This window comes from Cellulophaga baltica (assembly GCF_018861125.1).
In the GTDB taxonomy this organism is placed as follows: Bacteria; Bacteroidota; Bacteroidia; order Flavobacteriales; family Flavobacteriaceae; genus Cellulophaga; species Cellulophaga baltica_A.
Genome location: NZ_JAHKQN010000029.1, coordinates 102,161 through 125,028 on the forward strand (window position 1 = coordinate 102,161; position 22,868 = coordinate 125,028).

Consider the following 22,868-nt stretch of genomic DNA (forward strand, 5'->3'; position numbering starts at 1 on the left):
TAAACTTAATTTATTCGCTTTTTTATTCATTATTTTGAGCTTTATTTTTTCTCTACATCTTCATTAGATGCAATTTTAGCAGGTTCTATACTACTATCATGCTCACTATAATACAATTCTATTAAATTCATTGTAGTGGTTAATAAATCTTTAGTTTCTTGTAATAATGAAAAATAAAGTGCTGTGTTTTTTGGGCTTGATTCTTCCGTTCTAGTTCGCTCGACTTGTTTAGCTATTTTTTGTTTAACTAAATCAAAAGCTTCGTGTTTTGTTTTTAGTATTTCACCAATTTGTTCGAAAGATCTTGATTCAAAAGCCTCTTTTGTTTTTTGAAAAACGCTTTGTAATTTGTAATCAATCTCTTTTAATTCCTTTATTTGGTTGTATTTTAATTTTTTGTGGTTGTTGTGAATGTGTTTGTGACTGACTTTACTAATATATTCAAGTGACTGTGCTAAGTCTTGTAAGTAGCCCAAAATACTAATGTAAAAATTACTAGCTCCTACACTACTATCATCTAAATTTTTAATAAAGTAGAAGATATTATCTCTTAAGTCATCAATTTCTTTAGATAACTTTACTACTCCTTTTTTATTTTTCTTTAATGCATCTAAATCATGCCTAGCAATACCGTCAATACTATTCGTATATATTTTATTACTTCTGCTAATTACATTTGAAATATTATTAGCACTTTCTTCAATAACACCTTGTATAGAGCTACTTTCAGATTTTCTAAGAGTATCTTCAGCTTTATATTCTTGTGCTTTTTTATTCTGCTTAAAATAGTTTCTTGTAATCATTAAAAAAGCCAAAATAAGTAGCACAATTAGGGCTGGAAAACCACCATAATGAATGATTACAGCAATTGTAGCAGCGGCTAATGAAGCAACTATGGCAGTAAAAAACCAACCACCAATAACATTTAATACACCAGCAACTCTATAAACAGCACTTTCTGCTCCCCAAGCTTTATCAGCAAGTGATGTTCCCATAGCAACCATAAAAGTCACATAGGTTGTAGATAACGGTAATTTCATTGATGTTGCAAGTGATATTAATATACTGGCAACCATTAAATTTACAGCAGCTCTAACCAAATCAAAAGCTGGTTTATCTTGTTCTTTTACCTTTATAATTGAAGGAGCAGGTTTCTTAAATCTTTCATCTAATTTCTTTTGTGCAGTAATAGGTAAAAGAGTAGTTAGTGATTCAGAAACATTTGAAGAGAAGCGAACAATTATTCTTGATAAAAAGTTTGGCTCAAAACGTTCTTCACCTTCATCTTGTCTTGATAAGTCAACACTTGTTTTTACCACATTTTTAGCTTTTGAAGAAAACCAAATGGTTAAAATCATTATCAATCCTGAGATTAGTAATAAGTATACAGGAGTTTTTACAGGGTTTGCTAAGCCACTCATTACATATTCAGAAGCTAAAATATCTGTAGAATTCCAATCTTGAAAAGATTGTAAAGCGGCAATAGGTACGCCTATAAAGTTTACCAAATCGTTACCAGCAAATGCCATTGCCAATGCGAATGTTCCTAAAAGAATAATTAGTTTATAAACATTTACTTTTAATAAAGTACTTAATGTATAAGTAGCTAAACTCCACACTATAAAGTTTATTAAAATAAAAAGCTCAGTTTGTGCGGCTATAAAATCAGATATTGGGCCATCTAAAATTGAAGCACTTTTTAATCCTTTTACTATAATAAAATAGATAATACCAGTAATAGCAATACCACCAAATAAAGAGCTAATCCATTTTGGTTTGTTGTCAAAATTAAAAGTGATTAATAATCGTGTTATATATTGAATAATTGCACCTGTGGAAAAGGCAACAACTACTGATAAAAGAATACCAAAAATAATTTGTATTGCTTTGTCAGTATTTATATAATCGCCTAATGTCATTAGGCTATCATCTAAGTCAAATATTTTTAATATTGATATTGCAACTGCCGCACCTAAAAGCTCAAAAACAATTGAAACAGTTGTTGAAGTTGGCATTCCTAATGTGTTAAAGAAATCTAGTAGCAAAATATCAGTAATCATAACCGCCATAAAAATGATCATGACTTCTGAAAAGAAAAAATTATTCGGATTGAAAATACCTGTTTTAGCAATATCCATCATGCCACTTGAAGATACAGCACCTAGGGTTATTCCAATACTAGCAACAATCATTATTGTCTTAAATGATACAGCTTTTGAGCCTATGGCCGAATTTAAAAAGTTAACAGCATCATTACTAACTCCTACTACTAAATCTGCTATTGCCAAGATTGCTAAGGCAGCAATCATGAAAAGGTATATGTTCTCGCCCATTTAAATTGAAAATAAGAGCAAAAGTCCTATTTATAAAATAAATTAAGGTTAATAAAACGTTATGAAATTAAGTATTGCAGTTAATAAAGTAAATATGCGGTAACAATTAAGAGCTACGAAATTTAATGTCTTATTAATGAGATTGTTATTTGTGTGCTTAAGGAATTTATTTTAAAGGATTTTTTTCTTGAAATGTTGTTTTTTGAGACATGGCTAATTCATCTTCAAATGCAGTATCAATTTCAACAATTTTTGTTTTCAAATGGCCATTTATTCTTACAGTTTCATTGTCTTTAACTAGAACAGCTATTTCCTTAGTTTCATAACCTAAAAAACTAAATACGAGTGTGTATTCACCAGGAATAACATCAGCTAATTCAAAATTTCCATGAAAATTGGTTTGCGCAGTGTGATTGCTATTCTTTAATTGAACTTGAGCAAATAATATTGGTTCGTCATTCAACGCTATGTCCGAAACCTTACCAACAATGGTTCCTTTGTTTTGAGAGAATACATTTCCAACAATACATAGCATAATAATTAAGAATACTTTTTTCATCACTTTGCACTTTTATTTTGCAGTGCAAAATAAAGTCTTAAACGTAAAATTAATGTTACTTGTAGGTTAAGAATAGATGATAGTTTTGTTTGTCTTTTTTAATACATTTTATTTTCTAAAAAAGTATCTTGCATTAAATTTTATACTATGCATTGGGAGCAGTTACTATCTTTAAAAAGACAGGGCGATAAACATAAACGATTACGAAAAGAACAAGATGAAACTAGACTAGGTTTTGAGGTAGACTACGATCGTATTATTTTTTCATCTGCCTTTAGAAGTTTGCAAGATAAAACTCAAGTTATACCGCTTTCAAAAACAGATTTTATTCATACGAGACTTACACACAGTTTAGAAGTTTCAGTAGTTGGGCGTAGTTTAGGTAGAATAGTTGGTAAAAAAATCTTAGAAAAACATCCGTATTTAAAGGAAGTTCACGGATTTCAAATTAACGATTTTGGTGCTATAGTTGCTGCAGCAGCTTTATCTCACGATATAGGTAATCCGCCTTTTGGCCATAGTGGAGAAAAAGCTATTGGAGAGTTTTTTAAAACAGGTGAAGGTTTAAAATATAAATCATTACTTACTGATAAGGAATACCAAGATATTATAGATTTTGAAGGTAATGCCAATGGTTTTCGTTTGCTTGCTGCTGACAGAGTTGGGGTCGAAGGTGGCTTAAGGTTGAGTTATGGAACTTTAGGTGCTTTTATGAAATATCCTAAAGAATCGTTACCTAAAAATCCTACAAATAATATAGCTGACAAAAAATTTGGTTTTTTTCAGTCTGATAAAAATGCATTTGCAACTATTGCCGAAGAATTAGGCTTAATTCAAACCCGAGATGGTGGTGCTATTAGTTTTTCAAGGCACCCATTAACATATTTGGTTGAAGCAGCAGATGATATTTGCTACACTATTATTGATTTTGAAGATGGAATAAATTTGGGTTTAATACCTGAGGATTTTGCTTTAGAGTATCTAATAAAGCTCGTAAAAGATAGTATTAATACTAAAAAGTATAATGCTATGGCACATATGGAAGATAGGTTGAGTTACTTGCGCGCCTTGGCAATAAATACTCTTATTCAAGATGCTGTAAATGTTTTTATAGAAAATGAAGAAGCTATTTTAAAAGGAGAGTTTCATGTTTCACTATTAGATAAAAGTAAATACAAAGCTCAAATTGATGATATTATTACAATTAGTGTAAATAAAATATACCGTTCTTCAGAGGTGCTAGAAAAAGAAATAGCAGGTTACAAAATCATATCAGATATTTTGAATGTTTATACCAAAGCACTTATTAATAAAAAAGAACATAAAACTTCAAATTACGATAAGTTGTTAATTGAAACTTTACCTGATTTTTATAAAAATACCGAAGATAATCTATACAATATACTTTTAAATACGTGTTGTTATGTCGCGAGCTTATCAGATAGTGCGGCGGTGCATATTCATAATAAAATTATGGGCAAACAACTGTAATCTATTTAAAAATCATAGCTGAAAGCAATTCCTAAAGTTTGTTTAAATTGAACTTTTGGCACTCCTCTTTGGGTGATAACACCATCATCATTAGTTATTTCATCAAATAAAGTATCATCATCATATTTTAATTGAGTTCCTAATGTGGTGTTTAAATATTTATTAATAACAAATTTGAAGTTGAGTTGCCAATCAACATCAATATTACCAAAGCTGTTTAGATAATCAGTATATAAACTAATTGAGTGACTCAACGTTGTATTTTCCATAATGGTTCCTTCCCATGTATTGGTGAGTAGAAATCCGAGCTCCATATATACGTTTTCTCCTTCTGTTATTATATTTCCATCATCATCGTAAGTAGCTTCCTCTACACCAAAAGAACCACTATTTGCTAATGTTTGATCTAATACGAAAGTTGATTTTTGTGTAACGGGTGACAAATATAAATTTAAATTTTTTCCTTCAGGAATATAAGAGGTACCCGCACCAAATGTTAGATAACCAGGAGCCATAAACCTTGAAATAGGGGTTGTTCTATCAGGATAAGTGTAACCATTTGTAAATTGGGTGTTAAATGTAGTTTTTACTGAATAGTACCAATTTGAAATAGTATCTCTTCGGTAACTGAAAGTAGAACTAAAGTTAATCGCATCGGTTGTTTTTCGGAGCTTTTGGCCCTCTTGAGCATTCAGACCATAATTCATTTCTAAATCATTATTCCACTGAATATATCTAAACTTGTAATTTCGAGCTAGCTTAGTAGTAACGGCACCTGATACTGCATTATCACCACCTGCACTCCAGTTAACAAAAGCAGTTTCACTTAATGTAAAACCAAATTGATTTGTGTTGTCCCAAAATGAGGGGATGTTAAAACTGTTAAATTTATTTTTTAGAGGCTTTGTTTTTTTAAATGAAATTACTGGATTAGTCAAGTTAGCCCCACGTGGTATATTTTTTATTCTATTTTGAACTGATCGTATTACGATGGTGTCAATAATAATAGAATCTGCTTCAGCTGTAAGAGGGATACTATCTTGAGACCAGCTTTGGTTTGTGATAAATAATAACGTGCAAATAAGACTTAATTTTAATTTATTAAGAAGCATTTAAAATGGTATTTAGTTGAAATTTAAAAGATTGTAGGTCAATTTTTGACAGTTTATGAAGTTCTTGGGTTGTTCCATGTTCCAAAAATCTATCATCTATACCCATTATTGTAATAGGTACATAATTGTTAATTTCATTTGCGAATTCTAAAATACTACTACCAAACCCACCTATTTTACAACCATCTTCAATAGTAATAATATGTTGGTAATTATTTAAAATTTTCACAAGTTGTGTTTTGTCTAGTGGTTTAATAAATCGCATATTATAATGACCAATTTTATCTTGTTCTTTAATCGTATTGATTACTTCTGAAACCATATTCCCCATATGACCGATTGACAATACTGCAATTTTCGTTCCACTTTTTAATTCTTCAGATTTTCCAATTTCAATTTTTTCAAACGGAAGTTGCCATTCTTTTAAAACCCCTCGCCCTCTCGGATATCTTATGGCAATAGGGTTTGGTAAACCTAATTGTGCGGTGTACATTATGTTTCTTAGTTCTAATTCATTGATTGGAGCAAATAAAATAAGATTAGGTATGCATTTTAAATACGCAATATCGTATACACCATGATGTGTAGCTCCGTCATGACCAACTAAGCCAGCTCTATCTAAACAAAAAATCACGGGTAAATTTTGAATCGCAACATCGTGTATTACTTGGTCGTATGCACGCTGTAAAAAGGTAGAATAAATAGTGCAAAAAGGAATGAAACCTTCCGTAGTCATACCTGCAGCTAAAGTCACTGCATGTTGTTCTGCAATGCCAACATCAAAAGCTCTTTCAGGAATTGCTTCCATCATATATTTCAATGAACTCCCGGTAGGCATAGCAGGTGTTATACCTATAATTTTTTTATTTGTATTTGCTAATTCAAGAATTGTAAGTCCAAAAACATCTTGATATTTTGGGGTTATTTCTTCTGAGGTTTTTGGTAATAAATCACCAGTTTTTTTATCAAATTTACCAGGTGCATGATAGGTAACTTGGTTTTCTTCAGCTTTTTGTAAGCCTTTGCCTTTTACAGTTATTATATGTAATAATTTAGGACCTGGTTTAGCCTTTAGCTTTTCTAGAGTTTCAATTAATACAGGCAGATCATGCCCGTTGATAGGGCCTGTGTAGTCAAAATTCAAACATTCAAAAATATTTTCATCTTTGGCAGTTCCTTTTTTAACATTGGTAAGGTATTTTTTTAATGCCCCCACACTAGGATCAATACCAATTGCATTGTCATTTAAAATTATTAAAATATTCGCATCTGTTGCTCCTGCATGGTTTAGTGCTTCAAATGCCATTCCACTCGCTATAGATGCATCACCAATAACCGCAATGTGTTGTTTATTTAAATCTCCTTTAATTTTTGAAGCAATTGCCATTCCTAAAATTGCTGAAATAGAAGTAGAGCTATGACCAGTACCAAAATCATCATATTTACTTTCATTCCTTTTAGGAAATCCGCTTATACCGTTAAGCTGTCTGTTTGTTTCAAAAATTTCTTTTCTTCCAGTAAGTATTTTATGGCCGTACGCTTGGTGGCCTACATCCCAAATGAGCTTATCTATTGGAGTGTTAAAAACATAGTGTAGTGCAATAGTCAATTCTGTTACACCTAAGCTAGCACCTAAATGCCCCTCTTTTGTAGCAACAATATCAATTATAAACTCACGTAATTCTTTAGCAAGTAGTAATAAATCAGGTTGCTTTAGCTTGCGTAAATCCTCAGGTGTGTTTATTTGGTTAAGTAAAACCATTGACTATTTTATTTAGTTGCAAAAATACTTTTTTATTTTAATACTTTAATCTTTATACTAGCTTTGATAATTCTAAATATAAAGCAATGATTACTCCATTTGATGACACTTATTTTATGAAAAAAGCTTTACAAGAAGCTGATGAGGCTTTTAGTAAAGGAGAAGTTCCTGTTGGTGCCGTGATTGTAATAAAAGATAGAATTATCGCTAGAGCACATAATTTAACAGAGCAACTTAATGATGTTACTGCTCATGCCGAAATGCAAGCAATTACTGCTGCTGCAAATTTTTTAGGTGGTAAATATTTGAAAGATTGTACCCTTTATGTGACTTTAGAGCCTTGTCAAATGTGTGCAGGAGCTTTGTATTGGAGTCAGATTTCTAAAATCGTATACGGAGCAAGAGATTTGGAGCGTGGTTTTGGTGTTATGGGGACAAAATTACATCCAAAAACAACAATAGAAGGTGGCGTTTTAGAAAAAGAAGCTTCAGAAATACTGAAACGTTTTTTTATTCAAAAACGTAATTTAAATTAAAAAAAGCAACTGCTATAATATGCAAGGTGTTGCTTGTACTAATAAATAGTGGTTAATAATTTAACCGATAACTTGTACTTGTGAAGCTACAATACCTTTTCGGCCTTCAGCTTCTTCATATTCTACTTTGTCTCCCTCATTAAGCTCTGTACCGTTCAATGAAGTGGCGTGTACAAAAATATCATTTCCTGTGCTGTCGTTTGTAATGAATCCATAACCTTTAGATGCATTATAAAATTTTACTGTTCCGGTCATTTTAAAGATAATTATGAAATTGATTACTACAAATTTATAATTTTTTCTGAAACAGGGGATTAAAAAACATGTGTAGTTTATTGATTACCAGTATTTTTGGATTCTTTTGCGTTCATTTTTCTTATGTTTTCTTCATTTAACATATAATCTTTTACATTTTTGCCTTTGCTCGCTTTATATAAGAATAAGGGCATAGCAACAAAAAAAATACCTGCAGTACCAAAACCTATAAATTTATGGGCAAGTTTCAATTCTTCTTGTTCTATATAAAAACCATAACAAATTGATAGTATGGAAGCTAGAAGTACAAGAGTAGTTATGTGTTGAAATTTTAGTTTCATTTATAAGATGTATGTGGTTTACTTTGTAAAATTAATCAACTTTCGTCTATAAGCAGTTAATAATTTTGACTTAGATATAAAACCTACATACTTCCCTTTATTTAAAACAGGTAAATTCCATGCGCCACTATCTTGAAATTTTTGCATAATATCGGTCATCTTATCTTTATCTAATTCAATGATCTCAGGTGGTGTATGCATCACATCTTTAGCATATACTTTGTCGTATAATTTTTGATTAAACATAATAGATCTGATATCATCTAATAGTATAATGCCTAATAATGTTTTTTTATTAGTATCAATTACTGGGAATATATTTCTATTTGATTTTACAACGGCTTTATGAACCATGTCGCCTAATGACATATCAGGATTCATAATTGCAAAATTGTTTTCAATTACAGCGTCAATATCCATGAAAGTTAAAACTGCATGATCTTTATCATGTGTGATTAACTCTCCTTTTCTACCAAGCTCCATGTTATATACTGAGTGCGGATTGGCATATTTTGTTATTGAGTATGATATTGCTGCTGTAATCATTAAAGGTATAAAAAGCTCATAACCGCTCGTTAATTCTGCAATTAAAAATATTGCGGTTAAAGGTGCATGAAGAACGCCTGCCATTAAACCGGCCATTCCTACAAGTGTAAAATTACTTTCAGAAACCTTAAAACTAAACAGCCCAATATTATTAATGACTTTAGCTACACAATTGCCCAAAATACTACCCATAAATAGGGTTGGGGCAAAAATACCACCAACGCCACCAGCACCAAATGTTAGTGCACTTGCAATAATTTTAAATAGTACTAGCCCTATTAAAAGCAAAATAATAGTCCAGACGTTTGTAACATCTAAATTAAAAATATTGTTTTTTAATAGTACTTCAGGGTTACCTTGTACAAGGTTGTTTATAATGTCAAAACCTTCACCATATAAAGGTGGTATTAAGTAAACTAATATACCAATACCAATGCCACCTATTAATACCCGTTTTATTGGTGAATCTATTTTATCGAAGAATTTTTGAATTCTATCATATACTTCTGTAAAGTATATTGAAGTTAAACCAGTAAATACACCTAATACCATAAAAAAAGGAACATCACCTATTTTAAAAGTATCTTCAATTTTAAAAGGGAGTAAAATATCATTTCCAAAGAAAAAATAAGAAGTTATTATTGCAGAAATTGATGCCAATAATAAAGGTAACATTGATGCAATTGTTAAATCAAGACTAAAAACTTCAATGGCAAATATTATTGCAGCAATTGGAGCTTTGAATATTGAAGATAATGCACCTGCAGCAGCACAACCAATTAATAGATTTCTGTTTGTTTGGTTCATGTGAAACAAACGAGCTATGTTTGAGCTTATAGCAGCGCCAGTTGCAACTGTTGGGCCTTCTAAACCAACTGACCCACCAAAACCAACTGTTAGTGGTGCGGTAATTAAAGAGCCAAACATTTGAAATTTACGAATAATACCTTTTCGTTTTGATATAGCATAAAGTGTAGATGGAATACCGTGACTTACCTTATTTCTAATTATATATTTAGATATAAGATATACGAGAACAAAACCAATTATTGGAAATACAAAATAGAATGCCTGTTGGTAATATTTCACCAATTTGCCTTCTAATAAATGCTGAAAGAAGTGTGTAAGGTTTTTTAAGATAACCGCACCAACACCTGATGTAAAACCTACCAATATGCTTAATAAGTATACAAATTTTCTTTCAGGAATGTTTTTAATTCGCCAAACTAGAAATTTAGCAAACCAATTTTTTTTAGTCGCCTCCATTTTACAAAGAATCCCGAAATTAATCGGGATTGTTTTTTATTCTTGTATGTTTAATTTTAAGCTTAGTTCTTTTAATTGATCATCATCAATAAATGCAGGGGCATCAATCATTACATCTCTACCGCTATTATTTTTTGGGAATGCAATAAAGTCTCTAATAGTTTCTTGACCGCCTAATATTGATACTAACCTATCTAAACCAAATGCTAAACCACCGTGTGGTGGTGCACCATATTGAAATGCATCCATTAAAAAGCCAAATTGAGCTTTTGCTTCTTCGGGTGTAAAGCCTAAATGTTTAAACATCGTTGCTTGCATTTCTTTGTCATGAATACGAATAGAACCACCACCTATTTCATTTCCGTTTAAGACTAAATCATAAGCATTTGCCTTTACAGCACCTGGATCAGTGTCTAGTAACTCTAATTGACCAGGCTTAGGTGAAGTAAATGGGTGGTGCATTGCATGGTAATGACCTGTTTCTTCATCTAATTCTAATAAAGGGAAATCAATTACCCATAACGGAGCAAACTCCTTAGGGTTTCTTAGGTTTAAACGTTCTGCTAATTCCATACGTAAAGCACTAAGTTGTGCTCTGGTTTTATTAGCATCACCAGAAAGTACACAAATTAAATCTCCTGGTTTTGAACCAGTAATTTTCGCCCAGTTTGCAATATCATCTTGATCGTAGAATTTATCTACTGTAGATTTAAAACTACCATCTTCATTACATTTAGCGTAAACCATCCCTTTAGCACCAACTTGTGGTCTTTTCACCCAGTTTACTAAAGCATCCAATTCTTTTCTAGTATAACTAGCAGCGCCTGGTACAGCGATACCAACTACTAGTTCGGCATCATTAAAAACTCCAAATTCTTTATGTTGAGCAACTTCGTTTAATTCGCCAAACTCCATTCCAAAACGAATATCAGGCTTATCATTACCATACTTTCGCATAGCATCATCATAAGTCATTCTTGGGAAGTTTTCAATCTCAACACCATTAATTTCTTTTAATAAGTGCTTTGTTAAGTTTTCAAAAACATTTAAAATATCTTCTTGCTCAACAAAAGCCATTTCACAATCAATCTGTGTAAATTCTGGCTGTCTATCGGCACGTAAATCTTCATCTCTAAAACATTTTACAATCTGGAAATATTTATCCATACCACCAACCATAAGCAATTGCTTAAAAGTTTGAGGTGATTGTGGCAATGCATAAAATTGACCCTCATTCATACGGCTTGGTACAACAAAATCTCTTGCACCTTCAGGTGTAGATTTTATCAAGTATGGCGTTTCAACTTCTATAAATCCACCATCAGATAAAAACTTACGAACTTCCATCGCAACTTTATGCCTGAAAATCAGATTGTTTTTTACAGGGTTTCTACGAATATCTAAATAACGATATTTCATTCTTATATCTTCACCACCATCAGTTTTATCTTCAATTGTGAATGGAGGAACTTGTGCATTATTTAAAACGGTAAGTTCAGTAACTAAAACCTCAATATCACCAGTTGGTATGTTTGGGTTTTTTGAAGCACGTTCAACAACTTTACCTTTTACTTGTACAACAAATTCACGACCAAGCTTTTGGGCTTTCGTTATAATGTCTTTAGGAGTACTTTCTTCATCAAAATATAATTGTGTAATTCCATAACGGTCTCTTAAATCAACATAGATCATAAAACCTTTGTCACGAATACCTTGTACCCAACCTGATAAAATTACTTCTTGATTATTGTGTGCTACTCTTAAATCGCCACAAGTATGACTTCTGTACATGCTAAATATTTATTTAGGGGCAAATTTAGTAAGTATCTTTAATTTAATTGAATTTATTAGAACTGTTTTTAAAGGTATTTTATCTAATTTATAAGCATTCAATAATTGTTAAAATGTTGATTTTTAAATAATTAAAGTTTTAATGTAAATTTAATGTTATGTAAATGTGTCTTTAAAGTAAAATAAAATGTATATTTGTTACGTTAAGGTAAATAGAAGAAGTCTAATTTTAAAAATATATATACATGAAAACAATTACATTTTTTATTGCATTGTTTATGACAGTTGCAATATCAGCACAAGACACAGAGCCAACATTTACAAAAGAAGGAGATAAAGTTATTGCAACATATTATCATGAAAATGGTCAAATTGCACAAACTGGTGAATTTTTAAAAGGGAAGCTAAACGGAGAGTGGAACATGTTTGACCAAGCAGGTAAAAAAATTGCTACGGGAGAATATGCTAAGGGAAAAAAAACAGGAAAGTGGTTTTTCTTTAAAGGTGAAACAATTCAAGAAGTAGATTTTGAAAATAGTCAAATTGTAAGTGTTGAACAACACGAAGGAAAAGAAGCTTTGGTTATTAACTAAGGTTATTTTAAAAAAAAATATTTAAACCCGATGAGCAATCATCGGGTTTTTTGTGTTATTTATTTAAAAATTATGTTTTGTTGAGGTTTTTATGCTGTGGTAAAACAGACTATTTGGTTTACAAAACCTTTTGTTATAATTGAACGCTTTCAGATAGTTGCGTTTTACCGATTATGATTGGTAAAATAACGGTCACTTAAATTTTACAGTTTTTATACAAACATTCAGTTTAAACCACTTGGTCTGTATTGATGTTTATTCCAATTATAAAAAAGGTTATTAATAATTGGTAATTACTAGTATTAAAAAACCCTCTCAATAGTAAAATTGAGAGGGTTTTTAGGTTTTTAAAGTAAGCTATTACTCTACAATAGTAGCCTCTGTGTCTTTAGAAAATTTAACTCTTAACCACATTTTAAATCTCATTATTAAAAAGAATAATACAGGTACAAGAATTAAAGTTAAGAAGGTCGCAATTAGCAATCCGTAAATTACGGTCCATGCTAATGGTCCCCAAAAAACAACGTTATCACCACCCATATAAATATTAGCATCAAACTCACCAAATAATGTAAAGAAGTTTATGTTAAGTCCGATTGCTAATGGAATAAGACCCAAAATTGTAGTAATTGCAGTTAGCAGTACGGGACGTAAACGTGCCTTACCTGCTTTCACAATACTTTCGAATAAATCATCTTCGGTCAAATAATCATCTTCTTCTAAATCAAGATCATTCTTTTTTCTATCAATAAGTAATTGTGCATAATCTAGTAAAACCACACCATTATTTACAACAATTCCGGCAAGTGATATTATACCAACCATTGTCATCATAATAACAAAGGCACTACCTGAAATTACAATTCCACCAAATACACCAATAAAACTTAAAAAGATTGCAATCATTATGATTGTTGGTTTAGATACTGAGTTGAACTGGAATATTAATATAAAGAATATTAAGCCTAACCCCGTAAAAAAGGCTCCCACCAAAAAGGCCATTTGTTTGTTTTGTTCTTCAATCTGGCCCGTATAATCAATAACGACTCCTTCAGGTGTTTCTTCAAAATTTTTCATTTCATTTTGAATTTCAGCAACAATTGCACCTGCATCTGTATGCCCAGGAGACATTGCAGAATAAACCGTTACAACACGTTTTGTGTCTTTATGTTTAATAGCGCTGAAACCCGAACTGTTGCTTTGTTTTGCAACTGATGATAGTGGTACAGTTATTAACTGACCAACTGTGTTTCTAAATGTAATATTTTGATTAAATAAAGCACTTGTATTATAACGATCATTTTTATTAAAACGAACATAAACATCATAATCATCACCATCTTCTTTATAGATACCAGCTTTTGAACCAAAAATTGAATTACGTAATTGTGTACCAACCTGTGCGGCACTAATACCCAATTCCCCTGCTTTTTCTCTGTCAATTTGAACAAGCATTGTAGGCTTATCTTTATTAACATCTATTTTTAACTCATCAATACCAGCTATATTTTTGGTGTTGATGAATTTTCTCATTTTTTCAGCAGTAGTAATTAACTCTACATAATCATCACCTTGTATTTCAATATTAATTGGAGAACCTGCAGGTGGACCAGCAGCATCTTTCTCAACAGATATTAATACACCAGGGTAAATACCTACAAGGGCTTCTTGTACTCTTTGGCGTAATAACTCACTATCTTTTCCTTTACGGAATTTATACTCACGCATTGTAGCGGTTATTTTCGCTTTGTGAGGCATTTCTGCTGAAGAACCACCATCGGTATTTGGGTTTCCGGCACCTTCACCAACTTGTGATACGGCACTTTCAACTAAAAAATTATAATCACCATCTCTATACTCTTCATTATTTACTACAGTATATACGCGTTTTTCAATTTGCTCTGTAATTGCATTTGTCTTTGCAATATCAGTACCTTCAGGGTATTCAATGTAGACGATAATTTGATTTGGTTTATTGTCAGGGAAAAACTCAACTTTTGTTCGTTGAGTACCTAATGAGATTCCAAAACCAATAAAAGAAAGTATTAATAAAGCAAAAGTTCCAATCGTTAACAAAACTGGTTTTTTACCTGACAATGCACTTCTTAATTGACGTTCGTACCAATTCTCTAATTTAACCAGAGTTTTTGTCTGAAAAGAATTTGCCCATTTGCGTAAAAACATTCGATAAACCCAAAGCATAACAGCAGTAAACACCATTAAAGAGCCTAAACCTCTATATGAACCACCAAATATGATTATTAAAATTCCGATAACCGCCATTATTGCAGTTGTTTTAATAATTTGTTTAAGTGGCATATCTTTATCGTTAACGCTCATAAACTGAGAAACTAATACCGAATTAAAGAAAATAGCAACAAATAATGATGAGCCTAAAACAACGGAAAGTGTTATGGGTAAAATAACCATAAACTCACCCATTATACCAGGCCATAAACCTAACGGTACGAAAGCAGCAACTGTTGTAGCTGTTGAAATGATAATTGGGAAAGCAATCTCACCGATACCATTTTTAGCAGCTTCAAAACGGCTCATGCCTTCTTCATCCATAAGTCTGTAGACATTTTCTACAACAACGATTCCGTTATCCACCAACATCCCCAGACCCATAATAAGTCCGAATAATACCATAGTATTTAAACTATGCCCTAAAAACCCTAATATCATTAGTGACATGAACATTGACATTGGAATGGCAAAACCAACAAAAATGGCATTTTTAAACCCTAAAAAGAACATAAGTACGGTAACAACCAATATGACCCCGAAGATGATATTGTTAACTAAGTCATCAACTTTACCAATAGTTACTGACGATTGATCGTTAGCTATGGTAACTTTTAAATCTCTAGGAAATTCTTTTTCAATTGCATTATCAACAATAACTCTAATTTGATCAACTGCAGCTACCATGTTTGTACCTGCACGCTTTTTTACATCAAGCATTACAACAGGTTCACCATATTCTCTTGCGTATGTAGTTTTTTCTTCTTCTTTAAACTTTACTTTTGCAACATCTTTTAAGTATATTGCTTTACCATTTTCAGCTTTTACTACAAAGTTTTCTAGTTCAGATGGTTTATCAATTTCACCAATAATACGAATGGTACGTCTTTGACCACTTGCAATTAAGTTACCAGCAGACATGGTTACATTCCCATTATTAATCGTGTTGATGATGTCGTTAAAGGTAACTTGAGAAGCCATCATCTTATAAATATCCACAGCAACTTCAACTTCTTTTTCTTGAGCACCACGAATATCTACCTTCTTAATTTCAAGTATATTCTCTATTTCATCTTGGAGATATTCACCATATTCTTTTAACTTTTCAATTGGATAATCACCAGAAATATTAATATTTAAAATTGCAATTTCTTCAGATAAACTTAATTCAAAAACTTCTGGTTCAACTTTTGCCCCATTAAAAGTTGGCCAATCTTCACCCGAGGTTTCAGAGTCAATTTCGTCTTTTACCTTTTGTTTTGCTTCTTCGACAGTAATATTCTCATCAAATTCTACAATTAAAATACCGTAATCTTCTTGTGAAGTTGAGGTAATTTCAACCACATTACTTACCGTTTTTAATTGATCTTCTAAGGGGTCGGTAATAAGCTTTTCAATATCTTCAGCCGTATTACCAGGAAAAATAGAACTTACGTATATTTTAGTTTCGTTTACTTCTGGAAAATCTTCTCTTGGCATGTTGAAAAACGCAGCGATACCAAGGTAAAATATGACTAAAATAAGAACGTACATGGTCGTTTTATTGTTTATAGCCCATGATGACCACTTGAACTCCTTATCGACTTCTTTTTTATTTTTTTTATCAGTCATTGGTTGTTTTTTAAAAATTAAAGGTTGATAACTTTAACTGCTTGCCCGTTTTCAACACTACGTGCACCTTCACTAATTATTTCATCATCATTTTTAACACCTTCTAACACTTCAATAACATCACCTTGTGTTTTTCCAGTTTTAATAACTACTTTTTTAGCTACGCCTTCATCATTCGTTTTTTTATCTGTAACTACATAAATGTACTGTTCTCCTTCAGCATTTTCAGAAACGATACTTTGTGGAATTAAAATTGCACTTTCACTAGTGTAATCATTAATTTTAAGCTTTGCAGTTAGGTTTGGCTTAATTGTTTTGTCTTTATTAGGTATGCCAACTTCAACTTTAAAAGTTCTGTTTGCAGGATTTATAAAATTACCAGCTTGACGAATTTTTGTAGAAATTTGTTTACCTAGAACAGGGAAATCAACTTCTACATTTTTCCCTTTCGTTACATAAGGTATATAGCTTTCAGGAACATCAGTTTCAATATACATATCGTTTAAGTTAACAATACGCATTAACTGTGTTTGACCAGCGGCAACAACACTTCCCTTTTCTGTTATTACATCATCAATAGTACCAGAGAAAGGTGCTTTAATTACTGTTTTTGAAATTTGTTTTTCTAATTGTTCAATACCTCTTGTTTGAGCTTCGTAAGTAGATTTAGCTTGTAAAAATTGAATTTCACTTCCAATTTTTTGGTCCCATAAACGTTTTTGACGCTCATAAGTTGTTTTTGCTAATTCAGCTTGTATTTGTAGTTGCGATAACTGTTGTGTTAATCCGCCATCATCAATTTTACCCAATGCTTGTCCCTTACTTACACGTTGCCCTTCTTTTACATATAAGCCGGTTAATATTCCGTTATATTCTGGTGTAATTACTAAAAGGTCTTTTGTAGTAACATTACCTTGTAGCTCTAAGTAATGATTAAAAACTGCTGTTTCAGCAGTAAAAGTTGTAATTAAAGGTACTTTTTTAATGGTGTCGTATTGTAACAACGCTTCATCAAGTTGCTTTAATTTGTTGTTTATTGTTTCTTGCTCTTCAGCAAGCTCAGTGCGTTTTTCTCTAATAGTAGTTACGTTTTCAGTTGCAATTACATCTTCAACGGTTTTCTTTTTGTTTCCTCCGCATGATATAAATATCAAAGCAGTTGTAGCTATAATGTATATATTTTTCATCTTATTTTTTGCTGTTGATTATGAATATTGTGTTAGTTATTTAATACGTTTTCTAATTCTGTTTTAGAATTAATTAAATCTACCATTGATTGTAAGTAGGTGTTTTGAGCATCATAAAGTTGTGTTTGAGCTTGCCTTAGTTCAAAACTACTTGCGATTCCTTCAGCATATTTTATTTGATTTTTGTGTTCAATACGTTCTGCTAATTTTAAATTATTTTTATTGTTGTCGTATTGCTCAATTGCAAGTATGTAGTCGCTTTTAGCTTTTTCTAATTGAAGATTAATTTGCTGTTCAGCTTCAATTAATTGTGTTTTTGCTTTTTCTAAAGCAATTTTAGCTCTTTGGGTACTTGCACTTCTTTTTAATGAGCTAAATATTGGAATGTTTAAATCGACACCTATAATAGAGTAATCGTACCAGTCAGCTTCACTACCAAAATAACCGAAATCTTCGTTGTATGAATTTGCACCGTAATTTACATAAGCATTTAATGTTGGTAATGCTTTACTTTTTTGAAGTTTTAATTCTAAAGCACGTTGCTCGTTTAAATTTAATGCCAATTTGTAATCTATATTATTATTGATATCAAAATTAGTATCAGTTAATGCTAAATTAGTTTGACTATTTGCTAAACTTTCAAGATCATCGGTCAACACTGTCGGAGAATCTGTAGAAATACCCATAGTTAGGTTTAACATTTGTAATGTAATTTCTTTTAAGCGTATTACGTTATTATACTGGTTTTCAAGAGAAGTTAGTGTTATTTGTAACTGTTCGTAATTTTCTTCTTCTGCTAGTCCATTTTCAAACATTTCTTTTGTTTCAAAAAGGTTCTTCTCAATAGCAGCGATATTTTTTTCTACTATTTTTATGCTTTCATCTGCTAAAAGCACATTGCCATAAACTTCAACAACAGATTTTCTAATATCTAATTTTGTTTTTTCCGTATTGTTTTCGCTATACTTTAAAAAAGTTTTTGCAGCTTGTATGCCTACAATATATGAACCGTCAAAAATTTGTTGTGAAAGTGTTACTGATGGGTTCATGGTATGTTGCGGAGAGAAAATCACAGCTGTGTATGTGCCTTCTTCTCCACCGAAAAATTCAGCAGGTATTAAACTTTCGACTTGTTTTATCTGATTTTGGTAGCTTACAGCTCCATTAATTTGTGGCAATCCTCCAGCAATAGTTTCCCATTTTTGTTTTTGTGCATCTAAAATATCTCTATCTGCATTTATAGCAGAATAACTATGCTCAAGGGCATAATTAATGGCTTCTTCTAAGCTATAACTATTTGATTTCTCTTGAGAAAAACTCACGGTAAACCAAAATGTTGTAAGTGCAATTAATAAGTTGTTTTTCATTTATTCGTGATTTGAATTGATAAGTTTGTTTAATATTTTTCTTCCTTCAGGGGTCACAATTCCTCTAATGTGGTATTCTAAATATTCATCTTGTATTTTTTTTAAAGAAAACATTTCACTTGGGAAAAGTGTATTGTCTTTAATACTACTTGCTCCTAAAAAATAAATTCTTGAAATAAATTCTACATCTATATTTTTTCGGTAAATACCTAATTCAATGCCTTTTTTTATATTGTTTATGGTACAGTCTTGCATTGCTTCATATTGTTTTTGCTTTAATGAAGCATAAATTTTTGGGTAATATTTTTGTAGCTGGTATTGTGGTGATGATTTTTCATTTTTCAATTGACTCATTACAAACTTTTTAATTTCTAAAAGTTCTTCAATCGGATTTTTTTCTGTTTTACAAATACCATTAATACCAGTAGATATTGTGTAAAATAAACTTAAGGTACTTTCTTCTATTAACTTGGTTTTATTTTCAAAATTTGCATAAATGGTTTTTTTCGAGATACCCATTTCATTAGCTAAATCGTCCATTGTTACGCTTTTAAAACCTAACGTTAAAAACATTTCTGTTGCTTTTTCTAAAATTCTCTCTTTCATAACAAGTTGCAAACATAGTAAGGAAACTTTAAAAACAAAAAAAGTTTCTTAAGTATTTACAATTTATTTACATATTTTTTACTTCAATTGATGTTATGTAAATATTCCAACGTTTAACGTATTTTTGAAAAAAAATGTTAGCATGCAGTCGATTGAAGTTTTCAGAAATGAGTTTATTACTTATTTAGAAAAAAAAATAAAGCTTAAAGAACCTAAAAACTTATATGAGCCTATAGTTTATATTTTAGGTTTAGGAGGGAAACGTTTACGTCCTGTACTAACTTTAATGACTGCTGAAATTTTTAATACAGATTATAAAAAAGCATTAGATGCAGCTTTGGCTGTTGAGGTTTTTCATAATTTTTCATTAGTACATGATGATATTATGGATGATGCTCCATTACGTAGAGGGAAAAGTACAGTGCATGAAAAATGGGATATAAATACTGGAATTCTTTCTGGTGATGCTATGTTGATAAATGCATATCAACTTTTTGAAAATTATGATGGTCATATTTTTAGAGGTTTAGCACAATTGTTTAGTAAAACAGCTATTGAAGTTTGTGAAGGACAACAATATGATGTTGATTTTGAAACTCGTGATGATGTTTCGATACCTGAGTATTTAAAAATGATTGAATATAAAACTGCAGTTTTAGTTGGTGCAGCTATGAAAATGGGTGCTATTATCGCAAACGTATCAGAAAAAGAGCAAAATAATATTTACGATTTTGGACGCTATTTGGGTATTGCGTTTCAATTACAAGATGATTACTTAGATGCTTTTGGAAATCCAGAAACTTTTGGAAAGCAAGTTGGAGGCGATATTATTGAGAACAAGAAAACGTTTTTATATTTAAAAGCATTGGAGTTTTCTGAGGTTTCGGAAACTAAAGAGTTGGAACATTTATTTTCTATTCAACCTAATGATACAACTCATAAAATTGAAACTGTAAAAAGTATTTTTATTGAAAGTGGTGCTGCTAAAGAAACTAAAAAAGAAATTAAACTTTATACCAAAAAAGCTTTTGAAGTACTAGATGATCTAACTATTTCTGAAGATAAGAAAATGATGCTTCGTACCTTTGGTGAAGGTTTAATGCAACGTGAAGTGTAATTAAAAAACTCTTTTAAATAAAGCTTTTAAAAAGGGGAGTGGTGAAAGTGCGCTAATAAATTTCACATCTTCCCAAAGATTAGTCTCTTCATCTAAAAATTTGAAGATTAATTTCGGGCTCCTGTTTTTGAATAAAGCTTCAAAAATTGATTGTCCTAATTCATTATTGCTTTCTAAAATATCTAAAAGCAACAGATCATAAAACCAAAATTTATCTTTCTTATAAAATTTTCTAAAAGACTTTTCTTCTTTTAAATTCTGAATTAAAAGATTAATTTTTTTAGTAGTGTTTTTAAAAGTATACCCAGTACTTGCTTTTGTAAAACCTCCAGCGGTTCCAATATGCATTATATTTTCTGTGTTATTTTTTGAAAAATCATAACATGTCATGGGTATGCTACCACGCTCTTTTTCAACAATTGTGTAATTGTCAATATTGAGATTTTCTTTTAAATAGCTTTTAATAGCAATTTCATATTCTTCTTTTTTTAATAAATTTTCCGAGAACAATGTATATTCAATTAAAGCCTCATGCTTAGATAAAGGTAACAGATACATAAAACGCGTATTTCCTTTTTGTGGAATAGAAAAATCCATAAAAGTAGCTGTATTATCATCAAAAATATTTTGCTCAGTTTTAATCACCCAACCAATAAAATGTTGTTGTAAAACAGGGTGTTGTTTTTGTTTTTTTACTTGTGATATATCGTAAAAACTATTAAAAATTTTACAGGCAGTAAATGTGTTTTTTGCTGTTTTTACAGAAACTTCAGAAGTATTATCTTCAATATTTAATACTTCTTCTTGCAAAAAGCAGATGTTCTTGTAATTCGAAATCCGCTCAAAGTAGCTGTTATAAAAATCAATACCACGAACCATTTTATAAGAATAAGGTGCAATGGGGTAGGTCTGATTTATTCGTTTGCCAGTAAATCGAATACTATCCCATTTTTTAGAAATAATGGTATTAAAATCATCATTATTTTGCTCCCAAAAACACCAAGTTCGGTTATTGGTTTGTTTAGCATCCTTATCTAAAAGTAGAATAGATTTATCTTTAAAATAGGGGTCTTTACCCAAGGTATCAGCTAGTAGTAAACCAGCTAAGCCTGCACCAATAATTATATAATCGTAATTTGGCATTATTCAATTAAGTAAGGCACTTCGTAACTTGTAATAATAGGGATATTAACTAGCTCTTTTATTTTTTCGGTATTTTCAACAACCGCAATAATTTCAATTGCAATATGAATACCATATAAATTATCTGGATTTCTGATGCCTAAATAACTTTTTGAAACATCGGAAACAGTAACGATACCAGATTTAAAATTTTCACGTGAACCATTTAAGTTTGAAGCAAAATCTTCTTTTTCTTTAAATAAGTTGGCATTTTTATCATCATTAATCACATAAATATCGCAAATATTTGCACCTGGTGGCGGACTTAAATTACTTACCGCACCTTGCATACCTTCATCTTCTTTTATAAATTTAGTAAGTTGTGATGCTAAATTAAATGTTGAAAGGGTGTTATTTATATCTTTTTCTTCTCTTGATGCACTAAAAACGTAATACCACTCTTTAGTTTTTGATGGTAAGTTTACAGGCACAATAATTCGGTTTTTACCACCTTTTAAAAGCGCATTTGATGTGCTGTTTAAATAGTATTTTTCATTCTGAATAGTTTTAGTTTCTAACATGATATGATCAACTAACTGCTCAACTTCCGGACCATATGTAGTGTCTCTCTGAACTTTATATCCTATTTTAGGTTTCTTTTTTCTTGTTGAAGTTACAGTATAGTTAACGGAATAATCAAATGTTTTAGAATTCTCATTCTTTAAAACTAATTTGTAAATGCCATCAGCAGTAATTGTAAAAGTATGTTCAAATGACTTAGCTTCTTCATTCTTTAATAATAATTTACTCGGGTATTTGTAAAATAAGAAAGTGTTTTTTTTAGCTTTTTTGCTTTTGTAGGGCGATACTGTTATTTGAATTGTATCATTTAAAAAAGCGGGAATCAGAATTTCTTTCTCTTCATTTGAAGTAAGGGTAATTATTTCTGAATTTGTAGTTTGGGCTTTTAAGCTAAATGCAATTAAAAAGATAAACAGGTAAAATGTAGGTTTCATTATCATCTAT

Annotated in this window: 18 protein-coding genes; 4 read left to right on the forward strand and 14 right to left on the reverse strand. The window is 31.0% G+C overall.

Features of this window, described 5'->3' with window-relative positions; translation table 11 throughout:
* Positions 1-41: 41 nt before the first annotated feature.
* Positions 42-2,333 (reverse strand): inorganic phosphate transporter, encoded by a 2,292-nt coding sequence (locus KO500_RS14570; protein ID WP_215957295.1) that lies wholly within the window; start codon positions 2,331-2,333, stop codon positions 42-44.
* 166 nt (positions 2,334-2,499) lie between these two features.
* Positions 2,500-2,892: a carboxypeptidase-like regulatory domain-containing protein gene (locus KO500_RS14575; RefSeq protein ID WP_215957296.1), complete on the reverse strand. Its 393-nt coding sequence runs from the start codon at positions 2,890-2,892 to the stop codon at positions 2,500-2,502.
* Between the two features lie 147 nt (positions 2,893-3,039).
* Here KO500_RS14575 and dgt point away from each other — a divergent pair, with 147 nt between their 5' ends.
* A complete protein-coding gene (dgt, locus tag KO500_RS14580) occupies positions 3,040-4,383 on the forward strand; it encodes a dGTP triphosphohydrolase (RefSeq protein ID WP_215957297.1) in 1,344 nt (447 codons plus the stop codon).
* A gap of 5 nt (positions 4,384-4,388) precedes the next feature.
* Here dgt and KO500_RS14585 read toward each other — a convergent pair whose 3' ends face one another.
* Together KO500_RS14585 and KO500_RS14590 are read right to left on the reverse strand one after the other, a co-directional pair.
* Positions 4,389-5,495: a DUF3078 domain-containing protein gene (locus KO500_RS14585; protein ID WP_215957298.1), complete on the reverse strand. Its 1,107-nt coding sequence runs from the start codon at positions 5,493-5,495 to the stop codon at positions 4,389-4,391.
* On the reverse strand, positions 5,485-7,257 hold the full coding sequence (locus KO500_RS14590; protein ID WP_215957299.1) for a 1-deoxy-D-xylulose-5-phosphate synthase: 1,773 nt from the start codon (positions 7,255-7,257) through the stop codon (positions 5,485-5,487). The genes KO500_RS14585 and KO500_RS14590 overlap by 11 nt, the downstream gene beginning before the upstream one ends.
* An 86-nt stretch (positions 7,258-7,343) precedes the next feature.
* On the opposite strand from KO500_RS14590, the gene KO500_RS14595 reads away from it, so the two are divergent.
* On the forward strand, positions 7,344-7,793 hold the full coding sequence (locus KO500_RS14595) for a nucleoside deaminase (protein WP_215957300.1): 450 nt from the start codon (positions 7,344-7,346) through the stop codon (positions 7,791-7,793).
* A 60-nt stretch (positions 7,794-7,853) separates the two neighbouring features.
* Here KO500_RS14595 and KO500_RS14600 read toward each other — a convergent pair whose 3' ends face one another.
* The 4 genes from KO500_RS14600 to aspS all read right to left on the reverse strand — a co-directional run bounded on the left by KO500_RS14600 (position 7,854) and on the right by aspS (position 11,992).
* Positions 7,854-8,048 (reverse strand): cold-shock protein, encoded by a 195-nt coding sequence (locus tag KO500_RS14600; RefSeq protein ID WP_215957301.1) that lies wholly within the window; start codon positions 8,046-8,048, stop codon positions 7,854-7,856.
* A 77-nt stretch (positions 8,049-8,125) separates the two neighbouring features.
* A complete protein-coding gene (locus KO500_RS14605; protein WP_215957302.1) occupies positions 8,126-8,389 on the reverse strand; it encodes a hypothetical protein in 264 nt (87 codons plus the stop codon).
* An 18-nt stretch (positions 8,390-8,407) separates the two neighbouring features.
* The gene (locus KO500_RS14610; RefSeq protein ID WP_215957303.1) at positions 8,408-10,201 is read right to left on the reverse strand and encodes a chloride channel protein; all 1,794 of its coding nucleotides are present in this window, start codon (positions 10,199-10,201) and stop codon (positions 8,408-8,410) included.
* A 36-nt stretch (positions 10,202-10,237) separates the two neighbouring features.
* On the reverse strand, positions 10,238-11,992 hold the full coding sequence (gene aspS / locus KO500_RS14615; RefSeq protein WP_215957304.1) for an aspartate--tRNA ligase: 1,755 nt from the start codon (positions 11,990-11,992) through the stop codon (positions 10,238-10,240).
* A gap of 245 nt (positions 11,993-12,237) precedes the next feature.
* Between aspS and KO500_RS14620 the strand changes: the two genes are divergently transcribed.
* Positions 12,238-12,585 (forward strand): toxin-antitoxin system YwqK family antitoxin, encoded by a 348-nt coding sequence (locus KO500_RS14620; RefSeq protein WP_215957305.1) that lies wholly within the window; start codon positions 12,238-12,240, stop codon positions 12,583-12,585.
* Positions 12,586-12,945: 360 nt separating this feature from the next.
* On the opposite strand, the gene KO500_RS14625 is transcribed toward KO500_RS14620, so the two are convergent.
* Genes KO500_RS14625 through KO500_RS14640 form a run of 4 tightly spaced genes read right to left on the reverse strand, consistent with a single transcriptional unit; the run spans position 12,946 to position 19,603 of the window.
* On the reverse strand, positions 12,946-16,443 hold the full coding sequence (locus KO500_RS14625) for an efflux RND transporter permease subunit (protein ID WP_215957306.1): 3,498 nt from the start codon (positions 16,441-16,443) through the stop codon (positions 12,946-12,948).
* 17 nt (positions 16,444-16,460) lie between these two features.
* On the reverse strand, positions 16,461-17,630 hold the full coding sequence (locus KO500_RS14630) for an efflux RND transporter periplasmic adaptor subunit (RefSeq protein WP_215957307.1): 1,170 nt from the start codon (positions 17,628-17,630) through the stop codon (positions 16,461-16,463).
* 32 nt (positions 17,631-17,662) lie between these two features.
* Complete coding sequence (locus KO500_RS14635; RefSeq protein ID WP_215957308.1) at positions 17,663-18,997, reverse strand: TolC family protein; 1,335 nt, start codon at positions 18,995-18,997, stop codon at positions 17,663-17,665.
* Entirely contained in the window at positions 18,998-19,603 is a 606-nt protein-coding gene (locus KO500_RS14640; protein ID WP_215957309.1) for a TetR/AcrR family transcriptional regulator, read from the reverse strand.
* A gap of 142 nt (positions 19,604-19,745) precedes the next feature.
* On the opposite strand from KO500_RS14640, the gene KO500_RS14645 reads away from it, so the two are divergent.
* On the forward strand, positions 19,746-20,720 hold the full coding sequence (locus tag KO500_RS14645; RefSeq protein ID WP_215957310.1) for a polyprenyl synthetase family protein: 975 nt from the start codon (positions 19,746-19,748) through the stop codon (positions 20,718-20,720).
* On the opposite strand, the gene KO500_RS14650 is transcribed toward KO500_RS14645, so the two are convergent.
* Both KO500_RS14650 and KO500_RS14655 read right to left on the reverse strand, forming a co-directional pair.
* A complete protein-coding gene (locus KO500_RS14650; RefSeq protein WP_215957311.1) occupies positions 20,721-21,863 on the reverse strand; it encodes a lycopene cyclase family protein in 1,143 nt (380 codons plus the stop codon).
* Positions 21,863-22,858 (reverse strand): hypothetical protein, encoded by a 996-nt coding sequence (locus KO500_RS14655; RefSeq protein ID WP_215957312.1) that lies wholly within the window; start codon positions 22,856-22,858, stop codon positions 21,863-21,865. The genes KO500_RS14650 and KO500_RS14655 overlap by 1 nt, the downstream gene beginning before the upstream one ends.
* Positions 22,859-22,868 lie beyond the last annotated feature (10 nt).

Coding starts and splice junctions, on each gene's coding strand:
- KO500_RS14625 (WP_215957306.1), bottom strand. CDS start 16,443: ATGACTGATAAAAAAAATAAAAAAGAAGTCGATAAGGAGTTCAAGTGG.
- KO500_RS14645 (WP_215957310.1), top strand. CDS start 19,746: ATGCAGTCGATTGAAGTTTTCAGAAATGAGTTTATTACTTATTTAGAA.
- KO500_RS14620 (WP_215957305.1), top strand. CDS start 12,238: ATGAAAACAATTACATTTTTTATTGCATTGTTTATGACAGTTGCAATA.
- KO500_RS14595 (WP_215957300.1), top strand. CDS start 7,344: ATGATTACTCCATTTGATGACACTTATTTTATGAAAAAAGCTTTACAA.
- KO500_RS14640 (WP_215957309.1), bottom strand. CDS start 19,603: ATGAAAGAGAGAATTTTAGAAAAAGCAACAGAAATGTTTTTAACGTTA.
- KO500_RS14655 (WP_215957312.1), bottom strand. CDS start 22,858: ATGAAACCTACATTTTACCTGTTTATCTTTTTAATTGCATTTAGCTTA.
- KO500_RS14575 (WP_215957296.1), bottom strand. CDS start 2,892: ATGAAAAAAGTATTCTTAATTATTATGCTATGTATTGTTGGAAATGTA.
- dgt (WP_215957297.1), top strand. CDS start 3,040: ATGCATTGGGAGCAGTTACTATCTTTAAAAAGACAGGGCGATAAACAT.
- KO500_RS14650 (WP_215957311.1), bottom strand. CDS start 21,863: ATGCCAAATTACGATTATATAATTATTGGTGCAGGCTTAGCTGGTTTA.
- aspS (WP_215957304.1), bottom strand. CDS start 11,992: ATGTACAGAAGTCATACTTGTGGCGATTTAAGAGTAGCACACAATAAT.
- KO500_RS14570 (WP_215957295.1), bottom strand. CDS start 2,333: ATGGGCGAGAACATATACCTTTTCATGATTGCTGCCTTAGCAATCTTG.
- KO500_RS14635 (WP_215957308.1), bottom strand. CDS start 18,997: ATGAAAAACAACTTATTAATTGCACTTACAACATTTTGGTTTACCGTG.
- KO500_RS14590 (WP_215957299.1), bottom strand. CDS start 7,257: ATGGTTTTACTTAACCAAATAAACACACCTGAGGATTTACGCAAGCTA.
- KO500_RS14585 (WP_215957298.1), bottom strand. CDS start 5,495: ATGCTTCTTAATAAATTAAAATTAAGTCTTATTTGCACGTTATTATTT.
- KO500_RS14605 (WP_215957302.1), bottom strand. CDS start 8,389: ATGAAACTAAAATTTCAACACATAACTACTCTTGTACTTCTAGCTTCC.
- KO500_RS14610 (WP_215957303.1), bottom strand. CDS start 10,201: ATGGAGGCGACTAAAAAAAATTGGTTTGCTAAATTTCTAGTTTGGCGA.
- KO500_RS14600 (WP_215957301.1), bottom strand. CDS start 8,048: ATGACCGGAACAGTAAAATTTTATAATGCATCTAAAGGTTATGGATTC.
- KO500_RS14630 (WP_215957307.1), bottom strand. CDS start 17,630: ATGAAAAATATATACATTATAGCTACAACTGCTTTGATATTTATATCA.